Source organism: Aquimarina sp. MMG015, assembly GCF_018100855.1.
Taxonomy (GTDB): Bacteria; Bacteroidota; Bacteroidia; order Flavobacteriales; family Flavobacteriaceae; genus Aquimarina; species Aquimarina latercula.
This window is the reverse complement of sequence record NZ_JAGJEB010000007.1, coordinates 21625-41295: the sequence shown is the minus strand read 5'-3', so window position 1 is coordinate 41295 and position 19671 is coordinate 21625. Positions and strand designations below refer to the sequence as shown.

Sequence of the window (19671 nt, the reverse complement as noted above, 5' to 3'; positions counted from 1 at the left end):
TGTCTGTTTTCTTCTTGTTCTGGAAGAAAGGTGTTTTAGCTAAAAATGATAATAATTAATAGTTATAAAATTAATATCATCAAATTCAGGTTCTAATATAAGAAGTTTGTTTGTTTTTTAACAATACAATTAACAAATCATTAATTAAATTAGTGATACATTAAAAAAAAATTCAAAGCTAATGTCAAAATTAAATAGAAGAAAAGCGATTAAGAATCTTTCTCTTAGTATTGGTGCTATTGGTCTTGGAGGTGTTGTAATACCGCAGTCCATATCAGGAGACATTTCTAATTCCTTTCAAAACAGTTTGAAAGGAAATATAAATCACGCGGTATGTAGGTGGTGTTATGGTAATATCGAATTGGAAGAATTTGCAGAAAAATCAAACGATATAGGCATTAAGGCGATAGATCTTTTAAAACCGGATGAATGGGAAGTTGTTATAAAAAAAGGACTTAAGTGTTCTTTGGCAACAGATACCTTTGCTAGTATTACTAAAGGGTTTAATGATCCTAGGAATCATGAGGAACTTCAGAAAAAATATTTCAATCTCATTTCACAAGCGTCTAACTCGGGTATAAAACAGGTTATCGTTTTTTCGGGTAATAGGAATGGTATTTCTTCTGATCAAGGGTTAGAACAGTGTTCTGTGGGATTAGAACCACTTGTAAAACATGCAGAAAAGAATGATGTTACTTTAGTAATGGAATTACTTAATAGTAAGGTAGATCATAAAGATTATCAATGTGATCATACGCCTTGGGGAGTTCAATTGGTTGATAAAATTGGTTCTACTAATTTTAAATTACTCTATGATATTTACCATATGCAAATTATGGAAGGAGATATTATTGCTACCATTAATAAATATAAAAATTATATCTCTCATTATCATACGGGTGGTGTTCCGGGAAGACATGAGATAAATGACACTCAAGAACTAAACTATCCAGCTATTATGAAAGCTATTGTAGCTAATAAGTTTACAGGTTATGTAGCTCAAGAGTTTATTCCGACGTATCAAGATAGTTTAGAGGCTCTAAAAGAAGGAATAACGATTTGTGATGTTTAACCTTGTATTATCACCATCTAATAAAAAGTAATGCTTCCATTTCTGTTACACCTAACTTGTCGAAGTAAAATTAATAAAACAAAGATTATATAGTCTCCGACAAGCTCAGATTGGTAATTTTGTAAACTATGGTATAATAGTTTTTAAATCCTGAACCACATTAATATTATGCCGTAAATAGGCAAAAAGAATAAACAGAATAATTATTGCTACGGTAAAACCTAATAGATTTCCATTTTTGCTACTTGAAACTTTCTTAGATGTTTTTAAATAGGCTTTGGATAGTTTCTTAGTGTATTTAGAAACTAGCGCAAAAGCCGGTGCAAAAATTAACACCACTATTAGCATATCTATGATTACCAAAAGATATCCTTGTTCATGAATATGCTTTTTTACATACTTAATCACGAACTCATTAATAAGTGCTGCACAAAGTACAGCAATTGCATAGATTGCAAATTTAGTAAGCTGTCTATTATTCATGGGGTCTTCATCTATTTTTATAATATCGTAAAAATAGAAAAATGTTATGTAAACTACCTATACATATTATAGAGGAATATTACCGTGCTTTCTTTTTGGATGATCAACAGATTTTTTTTCTAGCATACTAAATCCTTTAATTAGTTTTCTTCTAGTATCTTCTGGAAGAATTACTTCATCTATAAACCCTCGTTGTGCTGCTCTATATGGATTTGCAAATTTATCTGCATATTCAGCTTCTTTTTCTGCAAGTTTTGCTTCAGGGTTATCCGAAGCTTTGATCTCTTTTCTGAAAATTATTTCACTGGCGCCTTTTGCCCCCATTACAGCTATTTCTGCAGTCGGCCAAGCAAAATTAAGGTCTGCTCCAATATGCTTAGAGTTCATTACATCATAAGCACCACCATATGCTTTACGGGTTATTACCGTTACTTTTGGAACTGTTGCTTCACTTAGTGCATATAATAATTTTGCTCCATGTACTATGATTCCATTCCATTCTTGATCTGTACCAGGTAAGAATCCCGGAACATCAACCAAAACAAGTAATGGAATATTGAAACAATCACAAAAACGTGTAAAACGTGCAGCTTTTTTAGAACTATTTACATCCAAAACACCTGCTAAAAACATAGGTTGATTAGCTACAACTCCAACACTTCTTCCACCAATTCTGGCAAAACCTACGATGATATTCTCAGCATAATTTTTATGAATCTCGTAAAAAGAATCTTCGTCAATAATTCCTTCAATAACCTCATGCATGTCATAAGGTTTATTTGGGTTATCCGGTACTATTTCTGCTAGAACTTCTCTTTTTTCATCAGATAATTCATAGGAAAGAGCTTTTGGTGTTTCTTGGTTATTTTGAGGAAGATAACTCAGTAACTTTTTTACATCTTCTAGACATTCTATATCATTTGATGAAGTTATATGAGCTACTCCCGATTTTGAGGAATGTGTGCTAGCTCCACCTAATTCTTCAGAAGTTACTTCTTCATTGGTTACAGTCTTCACTACATTTGGTCCAGTTACGAACATATAACTAGTATCTTCTACCATAATAGTAAAGTCGGTAATAGCTGGAGAATAAACTGCTCCACCGGCACAAGGTCCCATAATAGCAGAAATTTGTGGAATTACTCCGGAAGCTTGTACATTTTTATGAAAAATATCAGCATAACCACCTAAGGATCGCACTCCTTCTTGAATTCTAGCTCCACCAGAATCATTTAATCCAATAATAGGTGCTCCAACATTGACTGCCAGATCCATTACTTTACAAATTTTCTCAGCGTGTGTTTCCGATAGTGCACCTCCAAAAACGGTGAAATCCTGAGCAAATACATATACTAATCTTCCATGTACGGTACCATAACCTGTTACTACACCATCACCATAATAGATTTCTTTTTCCATTCCGAAATCGGTTGTTCTATGAGTAACTAGGATTCCGATTTCTTCAAAAGATCCTTCGTCTAAGAAATAATCTACACGTTCTCTAGCGGTTAATTTTTTCTTTTGATGTTGTTTTTCAATACGTTGTTTACCGCCACCTAAATGTGCTAGATCAATTTTTTCTTGTAAAGTTTTTATTTTAGAGTTCATATGTTAGCGAATTGGTAAACGTAATACTTGTTGATCTTTTTTATATTGTTTTAGGGCTGTGAGCGCTGCTATTCTTGCTTCTATCTCCATTTCGGATTTTAACACTTCTGGGGTGTAATATTTTTTTACAAAATGAGTATCAAAAGCACCGGATACAAACGCTTCGTGTTTGCACACAAATTTGCCAAAGGATAAGGTTGTTTGCACACCTTCTATATGATATTGATCAATGGCTTTAATCATTAATTGAATAGCTTCTTCTCGGCTATCACCATAAGTGATTAATTTTGACAACATAGGATCATAATAAATAGGAATATCCATTCCTTCTTCGAAACCATTGTCTACTCTAATACCATTACCTGTCGGAATTGTGTAAGTATCTAAGTGCCCTACACTAGGTAAAAAATCATTTAATGGATCTTCTGCATATACTCTTAATTCCAATGCATGTCCAGTTATTTTTAAATCTTCTTGTTTAATAGAAAGTTCTTCTCCTCTTGCTACTTTTATTTGTAGCTCTACAAGATCAGTGCCCGTTATTAGTTCTGTTACAGGATGTTCTACTTGTAAACGAGTATTCATTTCTAGGAAATAGAAATTATGGTTTTCATCTAATAAGAATTCTACAGTTCCTGCGCCAACATAATCACAGGCTTGTGCAACTCTAACAGCAGCTTCGCCCATTGCGGATCTCAAAGCTGGACTTAAGACAGCAGAAGGAGCTTCTTCCACTACTTTTTGATGTCTTCGTTGTACACTACATTCTCTTTCAAAAAGATGAATAACGTTTCCATGAGTATCCGCCATCACCTGTATTTCAATATGTCTTGGAGATGCTACGTATTTTTCGATAAATACTGATCCGTCACCAAAAGCAGAAATAGCTTCACTTATAGCACGTTGCATTTGTGATTCTAGTTCGCTTTCTTTCTCTACTACACGCATTCCTTTTCCACCACCACCAGCAGAAGCTTTTATTAGAATGGGAAACCCAATTTCTAGTGCAATTTTTTTAGCTTTATCAACATCAGTAATTGCTTCATCAATACCTGGGACCATAGGTATGTCATATGCTTTTACTGCCTCTTTAGCAGCAAGCTTACTACCCATAACTTTAATAGCTTTGGATTTTGGTCCTATAAAAGTGATGTTATTTTTTTCTACTTCCTCTGCAAAATCAGCATTTTCACTTAAGAATCCATAACCAGGATGTATTGCATCCACATTTAATTCTTTGGCAAATGCAATAATCTTGGAACCTAACAAGTAGGATTCGTTAGAAGGTGCTTCACCAACGCAAACTGCTTCATCAGCAAATTTTACGTGAGGAGCATCTCGATCTACAGTAGAATATATAGCCACTGTTTTAATTCCCATTTTTTGAGCGGTTTTCATTACTCTAATGGCAATTTCTCCTCTATTTGCAACAAGTATTTTTTTCATAATGTATTAGAACTTATGATATGTCTTTTGATTTAAACTTACTTTGAGGTTTTATTCGAATTCAATCAATAATTTTCCTTTGTCTACTGCATCTCCTTTAGAGATAGCTATGGATTTAATAGTTCCTTCTCTTGGAGAAGTAATAATGTTTTCCATTTTCATTGCTTCTAAAACTAGTAAATAGTCATCTTCTTTAACGGTTTGACCAATTTCTACCTGTATATCTATAATTAACCCAGGCATTGGAGATTTTATAGAGTTTACTTGTTTCGACGCACCAATAGAAAAACCCATTTCCGAAATCATCATATCCAATGAGTTAGATATATCGACCTCATAGATATTAGAATTTACTTTTACTGTATAGTTCTTATTAACAAAATCAGATTTTATAACTTCTGTATGATAGGATTGATTATTGTTAATAACATGAAATTTTGAATTGGAAGTTTCAATAATATTGGCTTTCAAAATAGTATCTTCAGATAAGCTAGTTTCAAAGTCCTTATTTACTTTTACTTTATAGTTTGTACTCATAAATAAACCATTCAATTTGGTCGATAAATATAGGTATTTATATTCATCATAGGTATTTCTTGTGAAATTTTTAAAAAATGTTTGATAAAGGGTGTCTTTTCTAAGAAAATGAAAAAAAAAGAGAAGGTTGAAATATTTAAAGAATAGGGTTGTAAAAAGGTGTCAAAAAGGTTTTGTTGTGGTTTCAGAGAGATCACTTTGTACTTTTATATTCTTAAAATAGTTGGTTAAAAAAGCAGACGATTATATCTATATTTACATAACATATATAATTATGTATGTTCTGGAACAATTTTAATGTATGTCATTTATTGAAGGATTTTTTATTGGTATAGCGATGATCATTTTTGTTGGTCCAGTATTTTTTTTGTTACTCAATAGTAGTTTTCAGTATGGTGTGAAAGCAGGGTTTTCTGTTGCTTTTGGTATTATAGTCAGTGATGTCATATGTGTTTTATTATGTTATTATGGACTTTCTACTTTTATGACAGCAACTCAGAATCAATTTTGGATTGGTATTATAGGAAGTGTTATACTTTTTGGATTGGGAATTAATTATCTGCTTAAAAAAGCTGTAATTACTAATGATATATCTATTAATTCTAAAAAATGGACTTCTTTTTTTATCAAAGGATTTAGCGTTAATTTTTTTAATCCTTTTGTATTTATTGTTTGGATTGCAGTGTTTAAATATGGACATGAAAAATATTCAGATTCCATAGCGTTTTTAGTTTTTTTGACAGCTGTTCTAACCGGTATATTGACTATAGATTTACTGAAAGTTTTTCTTTCAGATAAGCTTAAGCCATTCATATCTCCTTATAGATTGAAAATATTCTTTAGGATAACTGGAGTAGTTTTGCTAATCTTTTCTTTCCGTTTAGCCTACCTAGTTTTGTAATATTTGATAAAATTCATTTTTGCTATATTTGAGTAACAACTTAAAAAACAAACCAATATGGAATTTAATTTATTAATAGTTGCAATCGCTGCTCTTGTACCTATAGTATTAGGGTTTATATGGTATAACCCAAAGGTTTTCGGTACTGCTTGGATGAATGCTTGTGGATTTACAACAGAAGATTTAAAAGGAGGGAACATGGCTGTAATTTTTATTGTTTCTCTTATTCTAAGCCTTATGTTGGCTTCTTCTCTTCCGACTATGGTAATACATCAAAATGGTTTTTTTCAGAGCTTAATGAATGAGCCGGACTTAACTAAGGAAGGGACAGAAATCTATCAGTATACTCAGGATTTTATGAATAAATATGGAACCAACTTTAGAACATTTAAGCATGGTGCTTTGCACGGTGCAATGGCTGGAATATTTTTAGTTTTACCTGTGTTGGGAACAAATGCTTTATTCGAAAGAAAGGAAGTGAAGTATATACTAGTAAATGTTGGGTATTGGACTGTGTGCCTAGCATTAATGGGAGGCATTATTTGTGAGTTTACCTAATGTATTTAACAATAAAAAAAGAGGGTTTATACCTATTATTAATCCTCTTTTTTTTATTTATTCCCAAGTATGCGAGAAAAGAGTTTTTTAAGCATAGGAGAAGCTTCTTCCACATTACGTTCACGTTCTTTAGCTTGTAAATTACCATTTTGATCATAATACAATTCGTAGCTAAAGACAAAACGACTCGCATCTTTACCCATTCCTAATTGTCCAAATCTAAGATCATTAAAGTATAATTTATCGGTATCAGATTCGATCGTATACCAACCTTCACTTAATTTAATTAGACGCGGAATTAAAGGATCATTTTTTGCTTCACCTAGTAAATAATGGTTTTTAGGAAACTCAGTAAAATTAATAATATCTGGTTCGTCAAGTAAGGAATAATATCCGATAAGAAAGGATTCGTCAGTTTCTATATTGGCTGTCCATAAAATGCTATTTAATGCAGTAGGTCGAGTTTGTATTTGATTATATGTAAGATGTTGGTTTTCTAAATTAGTGGTAAAATTAGATTCTGCAATTTGTTGTAATACCAAAGTAAGCAACATATAAAAACTACTACAGTACAATCCTAGATTATTAAAAAACTTTCTTTTAGGATTTGTACGTTTATAAAACATAGCTATGAGTACAAAAACTAAAAACGGGACAGTATATAAAGGATCTGCTACAAAAATATTATGAAAAGCCACTTTATAATCTAAAGGCCAAAATAATTGTGTTCCCCAAGTCGTAAATGCGTCTAAAATAGGGTGGGTAAATAGACTAAGAAACATAAGCTTGGTCCAATCTTTCCAATCTGCTTCTTTGTTTTTATATATTTTACTCACTAGCCATCCCAGAAGTGGAGCCATAAGTATACTGAACAAAATAGAATGTGAAAAACCTCTATGCAATTCATTAGAAGTAACGCTGTCAAAAAATAATTTAGCTAAAACATCTAGATCAGGAATCGTTCCAGCAATTGCGCCCCAAAGCATAGCTTTATTTCCTACTTTTTTTCCTATAGCAGCTTGACCAACAGCAGCACCGAGTACAATCTGAGTTAATGAATCCATTATTAACTTAACTGAAGTTTAAACGGATTTCTTACTTCATATTCGCTGGGAGAAATGAAATCAACCAAAGGTTTTAATAATTTGTTAGAAATTGAATTTCCATGACGAACATATAATTTCATTTCTACGGGTTTTGCACCTACGCAACTTTTTATGATTTCTGCTGTTCTACCCAATCTTAATTCGTCTACTTTTTTAGATACAGCAAGATCTACATAATCATAAAGCATACGTTGGTAAATATCATAAGACTTATTGTATTTGTAATCAATACCAATATGATTTGCTTCTACAATTTTATTAAGAATAAAAGAAGTGGTGAAACCAACAAGGGTATCTTTTAAGAAGTACGCTTTAAAAATAAACGAATCCTGAAGCGTCTTTTTTAAATTTTCAAAAGTAATTGCATTAAGTTTTCCAATTTTAAAATCAGCTTTATCCAGAACAGAAAGATATAAGGCGTCTATTTCTTTATGATATGTATTAATATCTTCATCCGTAAAATCTTTGACAATGATATCAGCAGACTTTTTAAAAACCTTTTTAGCTCTTGTTCTAAATTTAGTTTTCATACTATCCAGATAATCATCAAAGCTATTCCAGTCTTGTTGTATTTTTAATACCATATTGACGTCGATGCTAAACTCTCTAAAATCTTGTCTTTTAATATAATCACTTTGATTAAATGAAGAAGGCCAAAATTCTTTTAATAATATAAATGATGGCTTTTCTGATTTTTCTGATTTTCGAATTTCTCGTAACGCATCTGATAAACTTTCAAACACTTCTTTAGAACTAATGTGAGGTGCATATAGAAAACCATGTTCTCCACAAGAAAAAAGATTTCCGCAGATAAGTACTCTCACATCCATACTTTTCATAAAAGTATTTTTGATTGCGTCACTTATTCGACAAGGGAACTCCTGAAACTTTAAATCTTCAGTGTTAAATTTTATAAGTTGTGTTACAGCAATTCCTACAGGGATATTTTGATCATAGAATAAAACATATCGAAATCCAATAGTTTCTGATAATGTCTGTTCTAAAGTGTTAAGATAGTTTAGTGTAAGAAAAAGATTATTTTCATTATTTACACTATTCCAATCTTTAGAAGGAACATCATTAGTACTCTGAAATATTGAATAATGAAGTTTAGTTGTTCTACAACTATTTTTTATTTTGTCAAGCATAAATCCCTTACCAATGTTTTTGACAAACTGTTGTCTGAATAGCATTCAAATTTACATTTATTTTTAATAGTAGTTTGTTAAACGATTGTCAATTTTAATTTTACAATTTTAAAAGGCTTTAATACCGTAAGTTGGATACGGAAAAACATTTAATGTTGTTTTGTCGTGTAAATCACGTTTTTAAACGAAAAATGCCATGAAAAGTCTGATTTTATGATGCATATTTCAAATAAGTTTAGTTTTTTTGATTGTAATTGGAAAATTTTATGGGGAAATCAGTCACTTGTGTGCTTTTAATTGATGATGATAAGGCCACAAATTTCTTTAATGAAAGGGTAGTTACAAAACATAATAGTTTTGATAATGTAAATACAGTGCAGAGTGGGAAAGCTGCATTAGAATACCTTTCTAAAGTAGAAAATAGAGAAGTAATAAAACCTGATCTTATTTTTTTAGATATCAATATGCCAGCCATGAATGGATGGGAGTTTTTGATAGAGTTTGCGAAACTGAACAAAGCTATTACCGAAGGAATTAAAGTAATTTTATTATCAACATCTTCTAACCCTGATGATGTTAATGAATCGATAAAGAATCATTCAGTGGATGATTTTATTAATAAACCATTATCATTAGATTTATTAGATAATGTAATGCAAAAACATTTTTCTAAACGTGTGATAAAAAGTTGAGTTAAGATCACCTTTATTGTTTAAGTGTTTTTATATTTTTGCTTAAATGAATAAGTTAAAAAAGATTCTTTTAGTTGATGATAGTAAAGCAACCAATTTCTTTAATAAAACAATAATTTTAAAAACAAATTGTGTTGAAGAAGTTGTTTTAACTACTAATGGTGAGAATGCACTGGAAAATATTCAGACAGCTTCTATTCCAGAAATAATCTTCTTGGATTTGAATATGCCTATAATGAATGGGTGGGAGTTTCTAGAGCAATATGATACATTGTCAGATTCTTGTAAGAACACAATAATAGTAGTGTTGTTAGGAGCCAAGTTAAGTGAAGAGCAAGAGATAAAACTAAAATCTTTTCCGCAGGTTATGGAGTTCAGAGATAAGATGTTAACTAAGGAAGTTGTTCTAGATATTATTTCTAAGTATTTTAAGAATGCTATAAAATAATATCATATATGGTATTCCAATTATCTTTTTCAAAAGTACTATTTTAAATTAAAAATGCGCTTTATCGTTTGTTTTTGTATTTTATCGTAAAATACTTATCTAAAATTTTATTAAGATTAGTTTTCTTGTATTGATGTGGTTCTTTTGTTCGAAACCAACAAAAATATATTATGTATAATCCAATTGATTGTGTTTTATTGATTGATGATGATAAACCTACCAATTTCTTCAATAGTAAGATTTTATCAAAACATGATAGTTTCAATTCAATAAGGGTACGACAAAGCGGAAAGGCTGCTTTGGAATACTTAGCTGATGTTGATAAAGGAACCGAATTAAAACCTAATCTAATCTTTCTTGATCTTAATATGCCTGCTATGAATGGTTGGGAGTTCTTAATTGAGTATTCCAAACTAAATCAAAAAGTGATAGAAGGTATTAAGATTATAATACTTACCACATCTTCTGATGTTAGAGATGTAGAGAAGTCCAAAGAAAATCATTTTGTAAAAGATCTTGTTAATAAGCCATTATCATTCCCAACATTAAATAAAGTAGTTAAAAGACATTTTTTTAAACCCCACTCCAATGAAAACAATAGCAAAAGTACTTTTAGTCGATGATAGTGATGCAACCATTTTTTTTAATAAGATTGTACTTTCAAAAACTGGATATGTTGATGACATATTGATCGCTAAAAATGGTTTAGAGGCTTTACAGATTATCCAATCAGGAATAGTTCCGGAGATTATCTTTTTAGATATTAACATGCCGGTAATGGATGGTTGGGAATTTTTATCAAAATTTCAAGACTTAGAAAACTCTTTAAAGAATACAACCATCATTTTAATGATTGGCGCAGAACTGACAAAAGAAGATAAAGAATTAGCAAGATCTATCGATCAAATTAAAGAATTTAGTGGTAAAATGTTGTCTAGAGTTGGTGTAGATGCTATCAGACAGAAGTATTTTAATAAAGAATTGACTTCGATAGAATAATTATTTGGTCTCTAAATCCACCAAAGGATATTAGTTTTAAGAAACTTTTGTTTTTTATTATTTATATTGCACAAACGGTTTAATAGCACAAACGTTTTAGTTGTAAATAAATTTAAAATTACCTTTATGGTTAGATTACAGACTATATCCTGTATCGCCTCAATACTCTTTTTTTGCCAAATAACTTTATCACAATCTAGAGCAACTATCTCCGGGAATGTTTCCGATCAATTTGGTAGTTTACCGGGAGCAAGAGTTAGTATAGAAGGGACTAATCAAAATACTACAACAGATGTAAATGGAAACTATACGTTTGATGTAGAAGAAGGCGAGTATGTTCTTACCGCTGGATTTGTGATGTATAACTCAGTTTCCAAGACTACAATGGTAAAAGTTGGAGAAACTGCCCAGTTGGATTTTGTACTAGAAACAGGGTTTTCTATAGATCAACCCATTTCAGTTGGTTCCAGAGCAAAACCAAGATCTTTACTTAAAACAACGGCACCTGTGGATATTATTTCTCCTCAGGAGATTACTAATTCCTCACAAATAGAGTTAAGCCATATTTTACATTATTTAGTTCCATCTTTTCACTCTACCAATCAAACCATAGCGGATGGTACGGATCATATTGATCCAGCAACTTTACGTGGTTTAGGACCTGATCAAATCTTAGTATTAGTGAATGGCAAACGTAGGCATAATAGCTCGTTGTTAAATGTAAATGGAACTGTTGGTAGGGGTACAGTGGGGACTGATTTTAATGCGATTCCTATAGCATCTATAGAACGAATAGAAATATTACGTGATGGTGCAACTTCTCAATATGGATCAGATGCAATAGCAGGTGTGATAAATATTATTTTAAAGAAACAAACAGAAGTTATTAATATAGATAATAGGGTTGGTATTACGACAGAAGGAGATGGTTTTACTACGTATTCTTCGGCTAATTTTGGATTAAAAATTGGTAAGGAAGGTTATATTAATGTGACTGCAGAATATAGAGATAGAGAATCAATAAATAGAGCAGGAGATTATACAGGAACGGTTTATACAGATGATTTAGCAGAAGATCAGAGGTTAATCCAAGAAAATAATTTCTTTGATCAAACAGGGTATTCCGGGAATAGGGTTATGGAAATTGGAAGTGCAGAAACACAAAACCTTACGTTGGCATTTAATGGAGAAATCAAGATGTCCGAAAAAGCAACATTTTACTTACAAGGAGGAAGAAATTATAGAGAAGGTATGGCGGCTGGATTTTACCGTTTTCCAAAGGATCAGGATAGAGTAGTGCCAGAGTTATTTCCTAATGGTTTTTCGCCCCAGATATTAACTGATATTCAGGATGATGTCGTTGCAGGTGGAATTAGGGGAGTTAAGAATGGGTGGAATGTAGATTTTAGTCACTCCATCGGTATCAATAGCTTAGATTACACGGTGAATAATTCTAACAACGCTTCATTAGGTGTTGCTTCGCCTAGAACTTTTTATGCGGGTGGGTTCGAGTATCAACAAAACACCACCAATTTGGATATTTCTAAAACCTTTGATTGGTTAAAAGGAGTTAACATAGCATTTGGAGCGGAATTACGAGTGGAAAATTATCAAATCGTAGCAGGTGAGGAGGCATCATATATCAATGGTGAGAGTACATATTTTGATGAGTTTGGAAATGAGCTTCCTAGAGCAGCTGGAGCTCAGGTGTTTCCGGGTTTTCAACCAGAAAATGAATTAAATCGCTTTAGAACAAATAGTTCCGCTTATTTTGATGTAGAGACTAATATCTCAGACAAATTATTGGTGAAAGCCGCAGCAAGATATGAAGCTTATAATGATTTTGGAGGACAAGCTATCTGGAAACTGTCTAGTAGATATAGGATTAATGATAATGTAAGTGTTAGAGCAGGGTTTTCTACAGGTTTCAGAGCACCATCATTGCATCAAGTGTTTTTCCAAAATATTAGTACGCAGTTCGTAAACGGCGAAAGTATTCAAGTAGGAACGTTTAATAATGAAAGTGCAGTAGCTACAGAAGCATTTCAGATTGACAAGTTAAAGCCCGAATTGTCAAAACATTTTAGCGCTGGAATTAGTGGGAAATTAAATGATAATTTCACTTATACCTTTGATTATTACTTAATTAATATTGATGATAGAATAGTGCTTTCCGGGAGATTTGCTGAAGGGTATGAAACAATTCTCGAACCTTTTGGAGTAGGTGCGGCCCAATTTTTCACTAATGCTATTGATTCTAAAACATCAGGTGGAGATGTTGCAATACATTATAAAACGGACCTGGGAATTGGTAAACTGGGAGCCTCTTTAGGTGGTAATATTACAAGTACTAAAGTAAAAGGAAATATAAAAGTATCTCCTTCTTTAGTAGGACAAGAAGACGTGTTGTTTAATAGAGAAGAGATTGCTAGGGTAGAATCTGCACAGCCTAATTATAAGATAAATTCTTTGTTGTCATATGAGTTTGGTAAGTTTAGGCTGCAAATGGTCAATACGTTGTTTGGAGAAGTAAAGTTTGTACATCCAGATGATGGAGATCAATCGAATTGGGTGCTAAATAATTATACCGGAAATATAGAATCTCGTGATCAAACATTTTCTCCAAAATTAACAACCGACCTAGCGGTTTCTTACCAGATTAACGATTATGTGAAATGTACACTAGGAGGGAACAACATTTTTAATGTCTATCCAGATAGACATAAACATTCAGCAAATACTAGTAACGGCAATTTTGTTTACAGTAGAAGAGTACAACAATTCGGAGTTAATGGTGCTAATTATTATCTTCGGTTATTGTTAAAGTTATGAATAATAATTTGTGTAGTTTTTTATGTATTCAATTGAATAGGCAATATGTTTTAATTGCATTCTTAGCCTGGTTTTCTGCATTTGGGGCTAACAACCTTATTGCTCAGGAGACAGCTAATGAAGAAGTGAAAAGAGTACAACGTGCTATATTCGTATACAATTTTGCGCAACAAGTAGGCTGGCCAGAAATAGATAAGATAGATACTTTTAAAATAGGGGTTTTGGGGCCAGATAGAACAATTATCGACCTAAAATCAATGGCTCAAAAAAGAAAGATTTTTGGAAAGCCGGTAGAAATTGTTCGTTTTCAATTTGTGAAAAGTATTAAAGATGTTCAGTTGTTATATGTTCATAATAAGTATAATTATGATATAAATTATATTCTTGGCAAAATTTCAGAAAAAAATATATTACTAGTTACAGAAGATTACTTTTATAATTCTTCTATGGTCAACATGGTTAATGTTGGGGATTCTTTTGAATACGAGATTAATGTAAGTCGAATTAAAAATGAAGGTTTTGTAATAGCTCCCTCATTAGAACAATACGCAATTACCTCTTCTCAAAAATGGAAAGGTTTATTTAAAACGGCAGAAGAATCTTTAGAAAAAGCTTTAGATGAGAATGAGGAGCAGAAGGTTGCTATTAGGGATAATGAAGAACAAATAAAACAACAAGAAGAAAAAATATCAAATCAAGCAAGGGCTATTGATACAATCCAAGGGAGTATTGTAGATAGAAATAATTGGATTGAAAAGCTATCAAGTGAAAGTAAAATACAAGAAAAAAAATACGAAGAAAAACTCCTAATAGAAAAAGAGTTAGAGAAAAATATTCAGGATCAGGTTGCATTTATTAAAAATCAGGAAAAAAAGATAGAAACAAGTATTCAAGAGATTAAAAAACAACAAGAATATTTAGAACAACAGAATGAAGAAATTAAGGAAAAGGAAAAGATTTTAGAAGAACAACGTTCGGAGCTAGATAATCAAAAAAAGATTAATTGGTACTTAATTGCGTTGATCGCTCTAATTCTAATTGGAGGTTTTTTTATCTATAGAAGTTATCTTAATAAAAAAAGATTGAATGCTTCCTTAGAGGAGAAGAATAAAGAAATATACGAGCAATCATTAGTGCTAGAATCAAAAAATAAAGAACTAGAACAATTTGCGTATATCGCTAGTCACGATTTGCAAGAACCTTTAAATACAATTTCCAGTTTTATAGGTTTAATATCAGAGGATTATGGAGGTGTTTTTGATGACATAGGAAAGGAAAGTTTGAATTTTATAAAGGATGCTAGTATTCGGATGAAGAAACTGATTGATTCTTTATTAGAATATTCTAGATTAGGAAGAACTAGAGAGTTTACAAAAGTGGATATGAATACAGTTTTAGACGAACTAAAAGGCGATTTCACTAATATTTTAGAAAGGACTAATGCTAAAATCTATTCGAAAAAGTTGCCTGTTGTTAAAGGAAATCCTTTAGAGCTAAGATTATTGTTGCAAAATTTGGTTAGTAATGGGATTAAATTTACAGAAGAAGGTATCATCCCCGAAATTCATATAGAGGCAATTAAAAAAGGAAGAAAAGACGAACCTTCCAAAAAATATTGGCAGTTCTCGGTAAAGGATAATGGAATAGGTATTCCTAAAATTCACCAAGATAGGATTTTTGCAATTTTCCAAAGACTCCATTCTAGAGAAAAATATCAAGGTACTGGAATAGGATTAGCGCACTGCAAGAAAATTGTAGAATCTCACAACGGCGCAATTTGGTTAGAATCAACGGAAGGAAAGGGAACTACTTTTTACTTTACAATTCCCGAATAGCAATACATAAATAGTACCTCATAAGTAACTGTAATCTATAATTACTTATGAGGTATGTAGTTTTTCTAAACTTCAGGTCTACCCTTAAGTCTTTTTTCTATTTTTTGTTTTTTAGCAGTAATGATCTTCATCATTTCCATGATTTCCGGATCTTTATTTTGTTTGTAGATTTCATTAAGACTCAAAACGAGATCTTTTGCTTCTCTTGATGCTTCAACTCGATCACTAGTGGACATATTGCTCATACTTCTGCCCTCAAACTCACGTGCTTTCTCCATTAATTCCATAACTCAGTATTTATTGTAATAATAAAAATGTTTTAGACTACTTTATAAAAAATAAACTATTTAGTCTTTAATTTAACACTTTTGGGGTAAATATATAAAAAAAATCGACATTTATTGTCTCTTATATATAACGGAAATAAATGAAATGATAAATGATCATTATACTCAGTTTTAATAAATAGATGTTTTTTTAGCAAATGTTGTATTTACTTCAAATATTTAACGAATTAAATACATTGTTTTTTAGGTTTTTATCTGTTTTTTGATTTCGGTGATTTGTTATTTTTTTTAAATAAAGCGATAAACATTTTATTAAAAATAAAGATTACTGGAATCTTCAGTTTATAAAAACTGGACTACTATTCTTTTAATATGATTTGATATCATTGTATGTATATTATAAATCAAGAAAAATGAATAGTACAGATTTGGAGCCCAAAGAATATGATGAATATTATGGTAGATATATTAAAAAGTTGTCTCCACAAGTTAGTATAATAAAAGGTTTCGAAATAGGAAAAGATGATGTAATTATTTTTTTTGAGTCTATTCCTCCGGAAAAACAAGAATATAGATATGATATTAATAAATGGAGTATTAAAGAAGTTTTACAACATTTAATAGATACCGAACGCATATTTATGTATAGGTGTTTTCGTATTGCCAGAAATGATCTAACTCCTTTAGCAGGTTATGATCAAAATATTTATATAGATCCTTCAGGAGCAAATCAAAAATCTATGAGCGAATTGATTGGTGAATTCAAAATAGTAAGACAAAATTCTATTTCATTCCTAAATAGTATTAGTAATGATCAGTTGATGTATATCGGTAACGCTAATGGTGGTGATATGTCAGCTAGAGCTGCAGCTTTTACCATAATTGGTCATGAGATTTGGCATATGGATATTATAAAAGAAAGATATTTATAAAATTTAATTTCGTTTGGTAATTATAGATTTAATACTGTTCTGTAATTCAGGAATTACCTCTTTTTTAAACCATTCATTTTTTGCTTGCCATATATTATTTCTTGGCGATGGATGTGGTAGTACAAAATAATTAGGTAGGTATTCTTTATAATTTTTCACAGATTCTGTAAGTGTTCTTTTAAGTTTATTTCCTAAGTAATATTGTTGTGCATAGGTACCAATTAATAGTATAAGTTCTACATCCTTCATATTGCTTAGTAATTTTTGATGCCATAATGGAGCACATTCCTTAGTAGGAGGTAGGTCACCAGATTTTCCTTTTCCAGGGTAACAAAAACCCATTGGAATTAAAGCTGTGATTTCAGAATTATAAAAAGTGTCATTATCAATTCCCATCCACGCTCTTAAATTTTGTCCACTTTTATCATCCCAAGGAATTCCGGATTTATGAACAACACTTCCTGGAGCTTGTCCTATAATTACAATTTTACTTCGTGTATTAGCAGAAATAATAGGTCTCGGACCTAATTCTAATTTTTGGGCGCATACGTCACATTTTGAAATTGAAGATAAAAGAGTATCCATATAGTGTTGGAAATTTAGAAGGTTAAATTACAAAATGTTCTAACAGTTCATGTTAATAATAAGCTTATTATAAAGACAATACATTCATCTCCGTTTTTAGAACGTATTGCCCTAACTTGTGGTTTGTATTATTCAATATGATCTATTTAGTCGTGTTTTTGTGTATTTAATAAGGAAGAGCTTAAAAGTTTAACAAAAGTTTAAGTATGTGTGTTTTTAATGATTTTTTCGTTGTTTTTGGTGTGTTTCTTTGAGAATTATTTAATTATTAAAACAAAGTTAATTAATTGTTTGTCAGTTGTTTATGGTTGGTTGGTTGAAAGAGCTACTTTGCGGAATCCTACGTTGTGGATTTAATCGTAGTCCTCTTTCAGAGTATGGAAGTTTAATATTATTTTTCTACTTTTAAAGCTAACGGAAGTTAGTCTTGTAACAAAACTTTAGTAATCTCTTCTAGTAATTGATTAGTTAAAGTATTTTTTACAGGAAAAAGTTCATCAGACTTATTTTAATATTCACTCAATCAAAAAAGAGGTTTATGAAACGTAGAGATTTTATTCAATACACAGGATTAGGAGCAGGCGCTTTAATGATGCCTTCATTACTTCTGGGAAATGATATTCCCGCAGAAGCATTGCTTAATCCGGGAATGGATATTGCCATTCAGAAAAAGATGGCGGATGTTGCACTCAATACTGCAAAATCATTGGGAGCAACATATGCCGATGCCAGAATAGGTAGGTATTTAAACCAATATGTATTTACTCGAGAAGATAAAGTACAAAACGTAGTTAATACAGAATCATTTGGTATCGGAATTCGAGTAATTGTTAATGGTACTTGGGGATTTGCATCTACCAATAGTGTTACCGAAGACGGAATTAAGAAAGCTACAGATCAAGCAGTAGCAATAGCAAAAGCAAATTCTAAATTTCAAAAAGAAGAAGTAAAACTGGCTCCAGTAAAATCACATGGAGAAGTATCTTGGAAAACTCCTATAAAAAAGGATTTTAAAGATGTACCAGTTTCCGAAAAAGTAGACTTACTATTATCGGCAAATGCAGCAGCATTGGAGAACGGAGCTAATTATGTTAATTCTGGACTCTTTATGGTAAATGAACAGAAATATTTTGCATCTACAGATGGATCATATATTGATCAAGATGTACATCGTATCTGGCCAACATTTACAGTTACCGCAATTGATAAAGGTACTGGTAAATTTAAATCACGCCAAGCAATGAGTGCTCCAATGGGTATGGGGTATGAGTATATGGACGGATTAGCTTCAGAAAAATTAAAAGGCCCTGAAGGTCTCAAACTATATCGTGGAAGTTATGATATTATAGAAGATGCAACATTGGCAGCTAAGCAAGCGAAGCAAAGGTTAACTGCTAAATCTGTTGAAGCTGGTAAATACGATTTAGTACTAGAACCAAATCATTTAGGGTTAACAATTCACGAATCTGTTGGACATCCATTAGAGTTGGATAGAGTTTTAGGATATGAAGCCAATTATGCAGGAACAAGTTTTGCTACCTTAGATAAATGGAAGACTAAAAACTTTAAATACGGTAGTGATATTGTAAACTTAGTAGCAGATAAAACCCAAGTAGGATCCTTAGGAGCTGTAGGCTATGATGATGAAGGAGTAAAAACTAAGAAATGGGATTTAGTTCGTAACGGTGTATTAACCAATTACCAGGCAATACGTGATCAGGTTCATATGATAGACCAAAAAGAATCTCATGGATGTTGTTATTCTCAGAGTTGGAATGATGTACAATTCCAGCGTATGCCTAATGTTTCTTTAGAACCAGGAAAAGAGAAGTATTCTATAGACGATATGATCAAAGATGTAGAAAAAGGAATCTACATAGCAGGTAGAGGTTCTTATTCTATAGATCAGCAACGATATAATTTCCAATTTGGTGGAACTGTATTTTTTGAAATCAAAAACGGAAAAATTGTAGGTATGCTAGATGATGTAGCGTATCAATCTAATACACAGGAGTTCTGGAATTCTTGTGCTAAGATATGTGACAAAGATGATTACCGAATGTTCGGATCATTCTTTGATGGTAAAGGACAGCCTTCACAAGTAAGTGCTGTATCTCACGGAAGTTCTACTACACGTTTTAATGGTGTGAATGTGATCAACACAGGTAGAAAAATTTAAATCACAGTCTTATTTACAAATAA

General features: G+C 31.6%; 19 protein-coding genes. 11 read left to right on the top strand and 8 right to left on the bottom strand.

Annotated elements, in window-relative coordinates; genetic code table 11:
* The first annotated feature begins 181 nt into the window (after positions 1 to 181).
* Complete coding sequence (locus J8L88_RS14330; RefSeq protein ID WP_211061053.1) at positions 182 to 1072, top strand: hydroxypyruvate isomerase family protein; 891 nt, start codon at positions 182 to 184, stop codon at positions 1070 to 1072.
* Positions 1073 to 1198: 126 nt separating this feature from the next.
* Here the strand turns inward: J8L88_RS14330 and J8L88_RS14325 are convergent, their stop codons facing one another.
* From J8L88_RS14325 to J8L88_RS14310, 4 genes are all read right to left on the bottom strand, one after another.
* Positions 1199 to 1555: a hypothetical protein gene (locus tag J8L88_RS14325; RefSeq protein ID WP_211061052.1), complete on the bottom strand. Its 357-nt coding sequence runs from the start codon at positions 1553 to 1555 to the stop codon at positions 1199 to 1201.
* A 66-nt stretch (positions 1556 to 1621) separates the two neighbouring features.
* Complete coding sequence (locus tag J8L88_RS14320; protein ID WP_027391993.1) at positions 1622 to 3163, bottom strand: acyl-CoA carboxylase subunit beta; 1542 nt, start codon at positions 3161 to 3163, stop codon at positions 1622 to 1624.
* A 3-nt stretch (positions 3164 to 3166) separates the two neighbouring features.
* Positions 3167 to 4609, bottom strand: coding sequence for an acetyl-CoA carboxylase biotin carboxylase subunit (gene accC / locus J8L88_RS14315; RefSeq protein ID WP_118385602.1), 1443 nt, complete (start codon positions 4607 to 4609; stop codon positions 3167 to 3169).
* Positions 4610 to 4660: 51 nt separating this feature from the next.
* On the bottom strand, positions 4661 to 5146 hold the full coding sequence (locus J8L88_RS14310) for an acetyl-CoA carboxylase biotin carboxyl carrier protein subunit (RefSeq protein ID WP_118385603.1): 486 nt from the start codon (positions 5144 to 5146) through the stop codon (positions 4661 to 4663).
* A 301-nt stretch (positions 5147 to 5447) separates the two neighbouring features.
* On the opposite strand from J8L88_RS14310, the gene J8L88_RS14305 reads away from it, so the two are divergent.
* Positions 5448 to 6047, top strand: coding sequence for a LysE family translocator (locus J8L88_RS14305; protein WP_211061051.1), 600 nt, complete (start codon positions 5448 to 5450; stop codon positions 6045 to 6047).
* 57 nt (positions 6048 to 6104) lie between these two features.
* The gene (locus J8L88_RS14300; RefSeq protein WP_211061050.1) at positions 6105 to 6605 is read left to right on the top strand and encodes a DUF1761 domain-containing protein; all 501 of its coding nucleotides are present in this window, start codon (positions 6105 to 6107) and stop codon (positions 6603 to 6605) included.
* Positions 6606 to 6658: 53 nt separating this feature from the next.
* Here the strand turns inward: J8L88_RS14300 and J8L88_RS14295 are convergent, their stop codons facing one another.
* Positions 6659 to 7669 (bottom strand): metal-dependent hydrolase, encoded by a 1011-nt coding sequence (locus J8L88_RS14295; protein ID WP_211061049.1) that lies wholly within the window; start codon positions 7667 to 7669, stop codon positions 6659 to 6661.
* A 2-nt stretch (positions 7670 to 7671) separates the two neighbouring features.
* Complete coding sequence (locus J8L88_RS14290) at positions 7672 to 8904, bottom strand: hypothetical protein (protein WP_247666487.1); 1233 nt, start codon at positions 8902 to 8904, stop codon at positions 7672 to 7674.
* Positions 8905 to 9125: 221 nt separating this feature from the next.
* On the opposite strand from J8L88_RS14290, the gene J8L88_RS14285 reads away from it, so the two are divergent.
* The 6 genes from J8L88_RS14285 (at position 9126) to J8L88_RS14260 (ending at position 15665) form a co-directional block, all read left to right on the top strand.
* On the top strand, positions 9126 to 9551 hold the full coding sequence (locus J8L88_RS14285; protein ID WP_027391986.1) for a response regulator: 426 nt from the start codon (positions 9126 to 9128) through the stop codon (positions 9549 to 9551).
* A 46-nt stretch (positions 9552 to 9597) separates the two neighbouring features.
* Entirely contained in the window at positions 9598 to 9999 is a 402-nt protein-coding gene (locus J8L88_RS14280) for a two-component system response regulator (protein WP_027391985.1), read from the top strand.
* A gap of 170 nt (positions 10000 to 10169) precedes the next feature.
* Positions 10170 to 10622, top strand: coding sequence for a response regulator (locus J8L88_RS14275; RefSeq protein WP_027391984.1), 453 nt, complete (start codon positions 10170 to 10172; stop codon positions 10620 to 10622).
* Entirely contained in the window at positions 10588 to 10998 is a 411-nt protein-coding gene (locus tag J8L88_RS14270; RefSeq protein WP_211061048.1) for a response regulator, read from the top strand. The genes J8L88_RS14275 and J8L88_RS14270 overlap by 35 nt, the downstream gene beginning before the upstream one ends.
* Before the next feature lie 126 nt (positions 10999 to 11124).
* Positions 11125 to 13830 carry a TonB-dependent receptor domain-containing protein gene (locus tag J8L88_RS14265; protein ID WP_247666486.1) on the top strand — a complete coding sequence of 902 codons (2706 nt, stop codon included), beginning with the start codon at positions 11125 to 11127 and terminating at the stop codon, positions 13828 to 13830.
* Positions 13827 to 15665, top strand: a complete 1839-nt coding sequence (locus J8L88_RS14260; RefSeq protein WP_211061047.1) for a YfiR/HmsC family protein — start codon at positions 13827 to 13829, stop codon at positions 15663 to 15665. The genes J8L88_RS14265 and J8L88_RS14260 overlap by 4 nt, the downstream gene beginning before the upstream one ends.
* A 65-nt stretch (positions 15666 to 15730) precedes the next feature.
* Here the strand turns inward: J8L88_RS14260 and J8L88_RS14255 are convergent, their stop codons facing one another.
* Positions 15731 to 15952 (bottom strand): hypothetical protein, encoded by a 222-nt coding sequence (locus J8L88_RS14255; protein ID WP_027391981.1) that lies wholly within the window; start codon positions 15950 to 15952, stop codon positions 15731 to 15733.
* A 413-nt stretch (positions 15953 to 16365) separates the two neighbouring features.
* Between J8L88_RS14255 and J8L88_RS14250 the strand changes: the two genes are divergently transcribed.
* Positions 16366 to 16884 carry a DinB family protein gene (locus J8L88_RS14250; RefSeq protein ID WP_211061046.1) on the top strand — a complete coding sequence of 173 codons (519 nt, stop codon included), beginning with the start codon at positions 16366 to 16368 and terminating at the stop codon, positions 16882 to 16884.
* Positions 16885 to 16887: 3 nt separating this feature from the next.
* Here J8L88_RS14250 and J8L88_RS14245 read toward each other — a convergent pair whose 3' ends face one another.
* Complete coding sequence (locus J8L88_RS14245; RefSeq protein WP_211061045.1) at positions 16888 to 17469, bottom strand: uracil-DNA glycosylase family protein; 582 nt, start codon at positions 17467 to 17469, stop codon at positions 16888 to 16890.
* A 538-nt stretch (positions 17470 to 18007) separates the two neighbouring features.
* Here J8L88_RS14245 and J8L88_RS14240 point away from each other — a divergent pair.
* Entirely contained in the window at positions 18008 to 19648 is a 1641-nt protein-coding gene (locus tag J8L88_RS14240) for a TldD/PmbA family protein (RefSeq protein WP_027391978.1), read from the top strand.
* Positions 19649 to 19671: the final 23 nt, after the last annotated feature.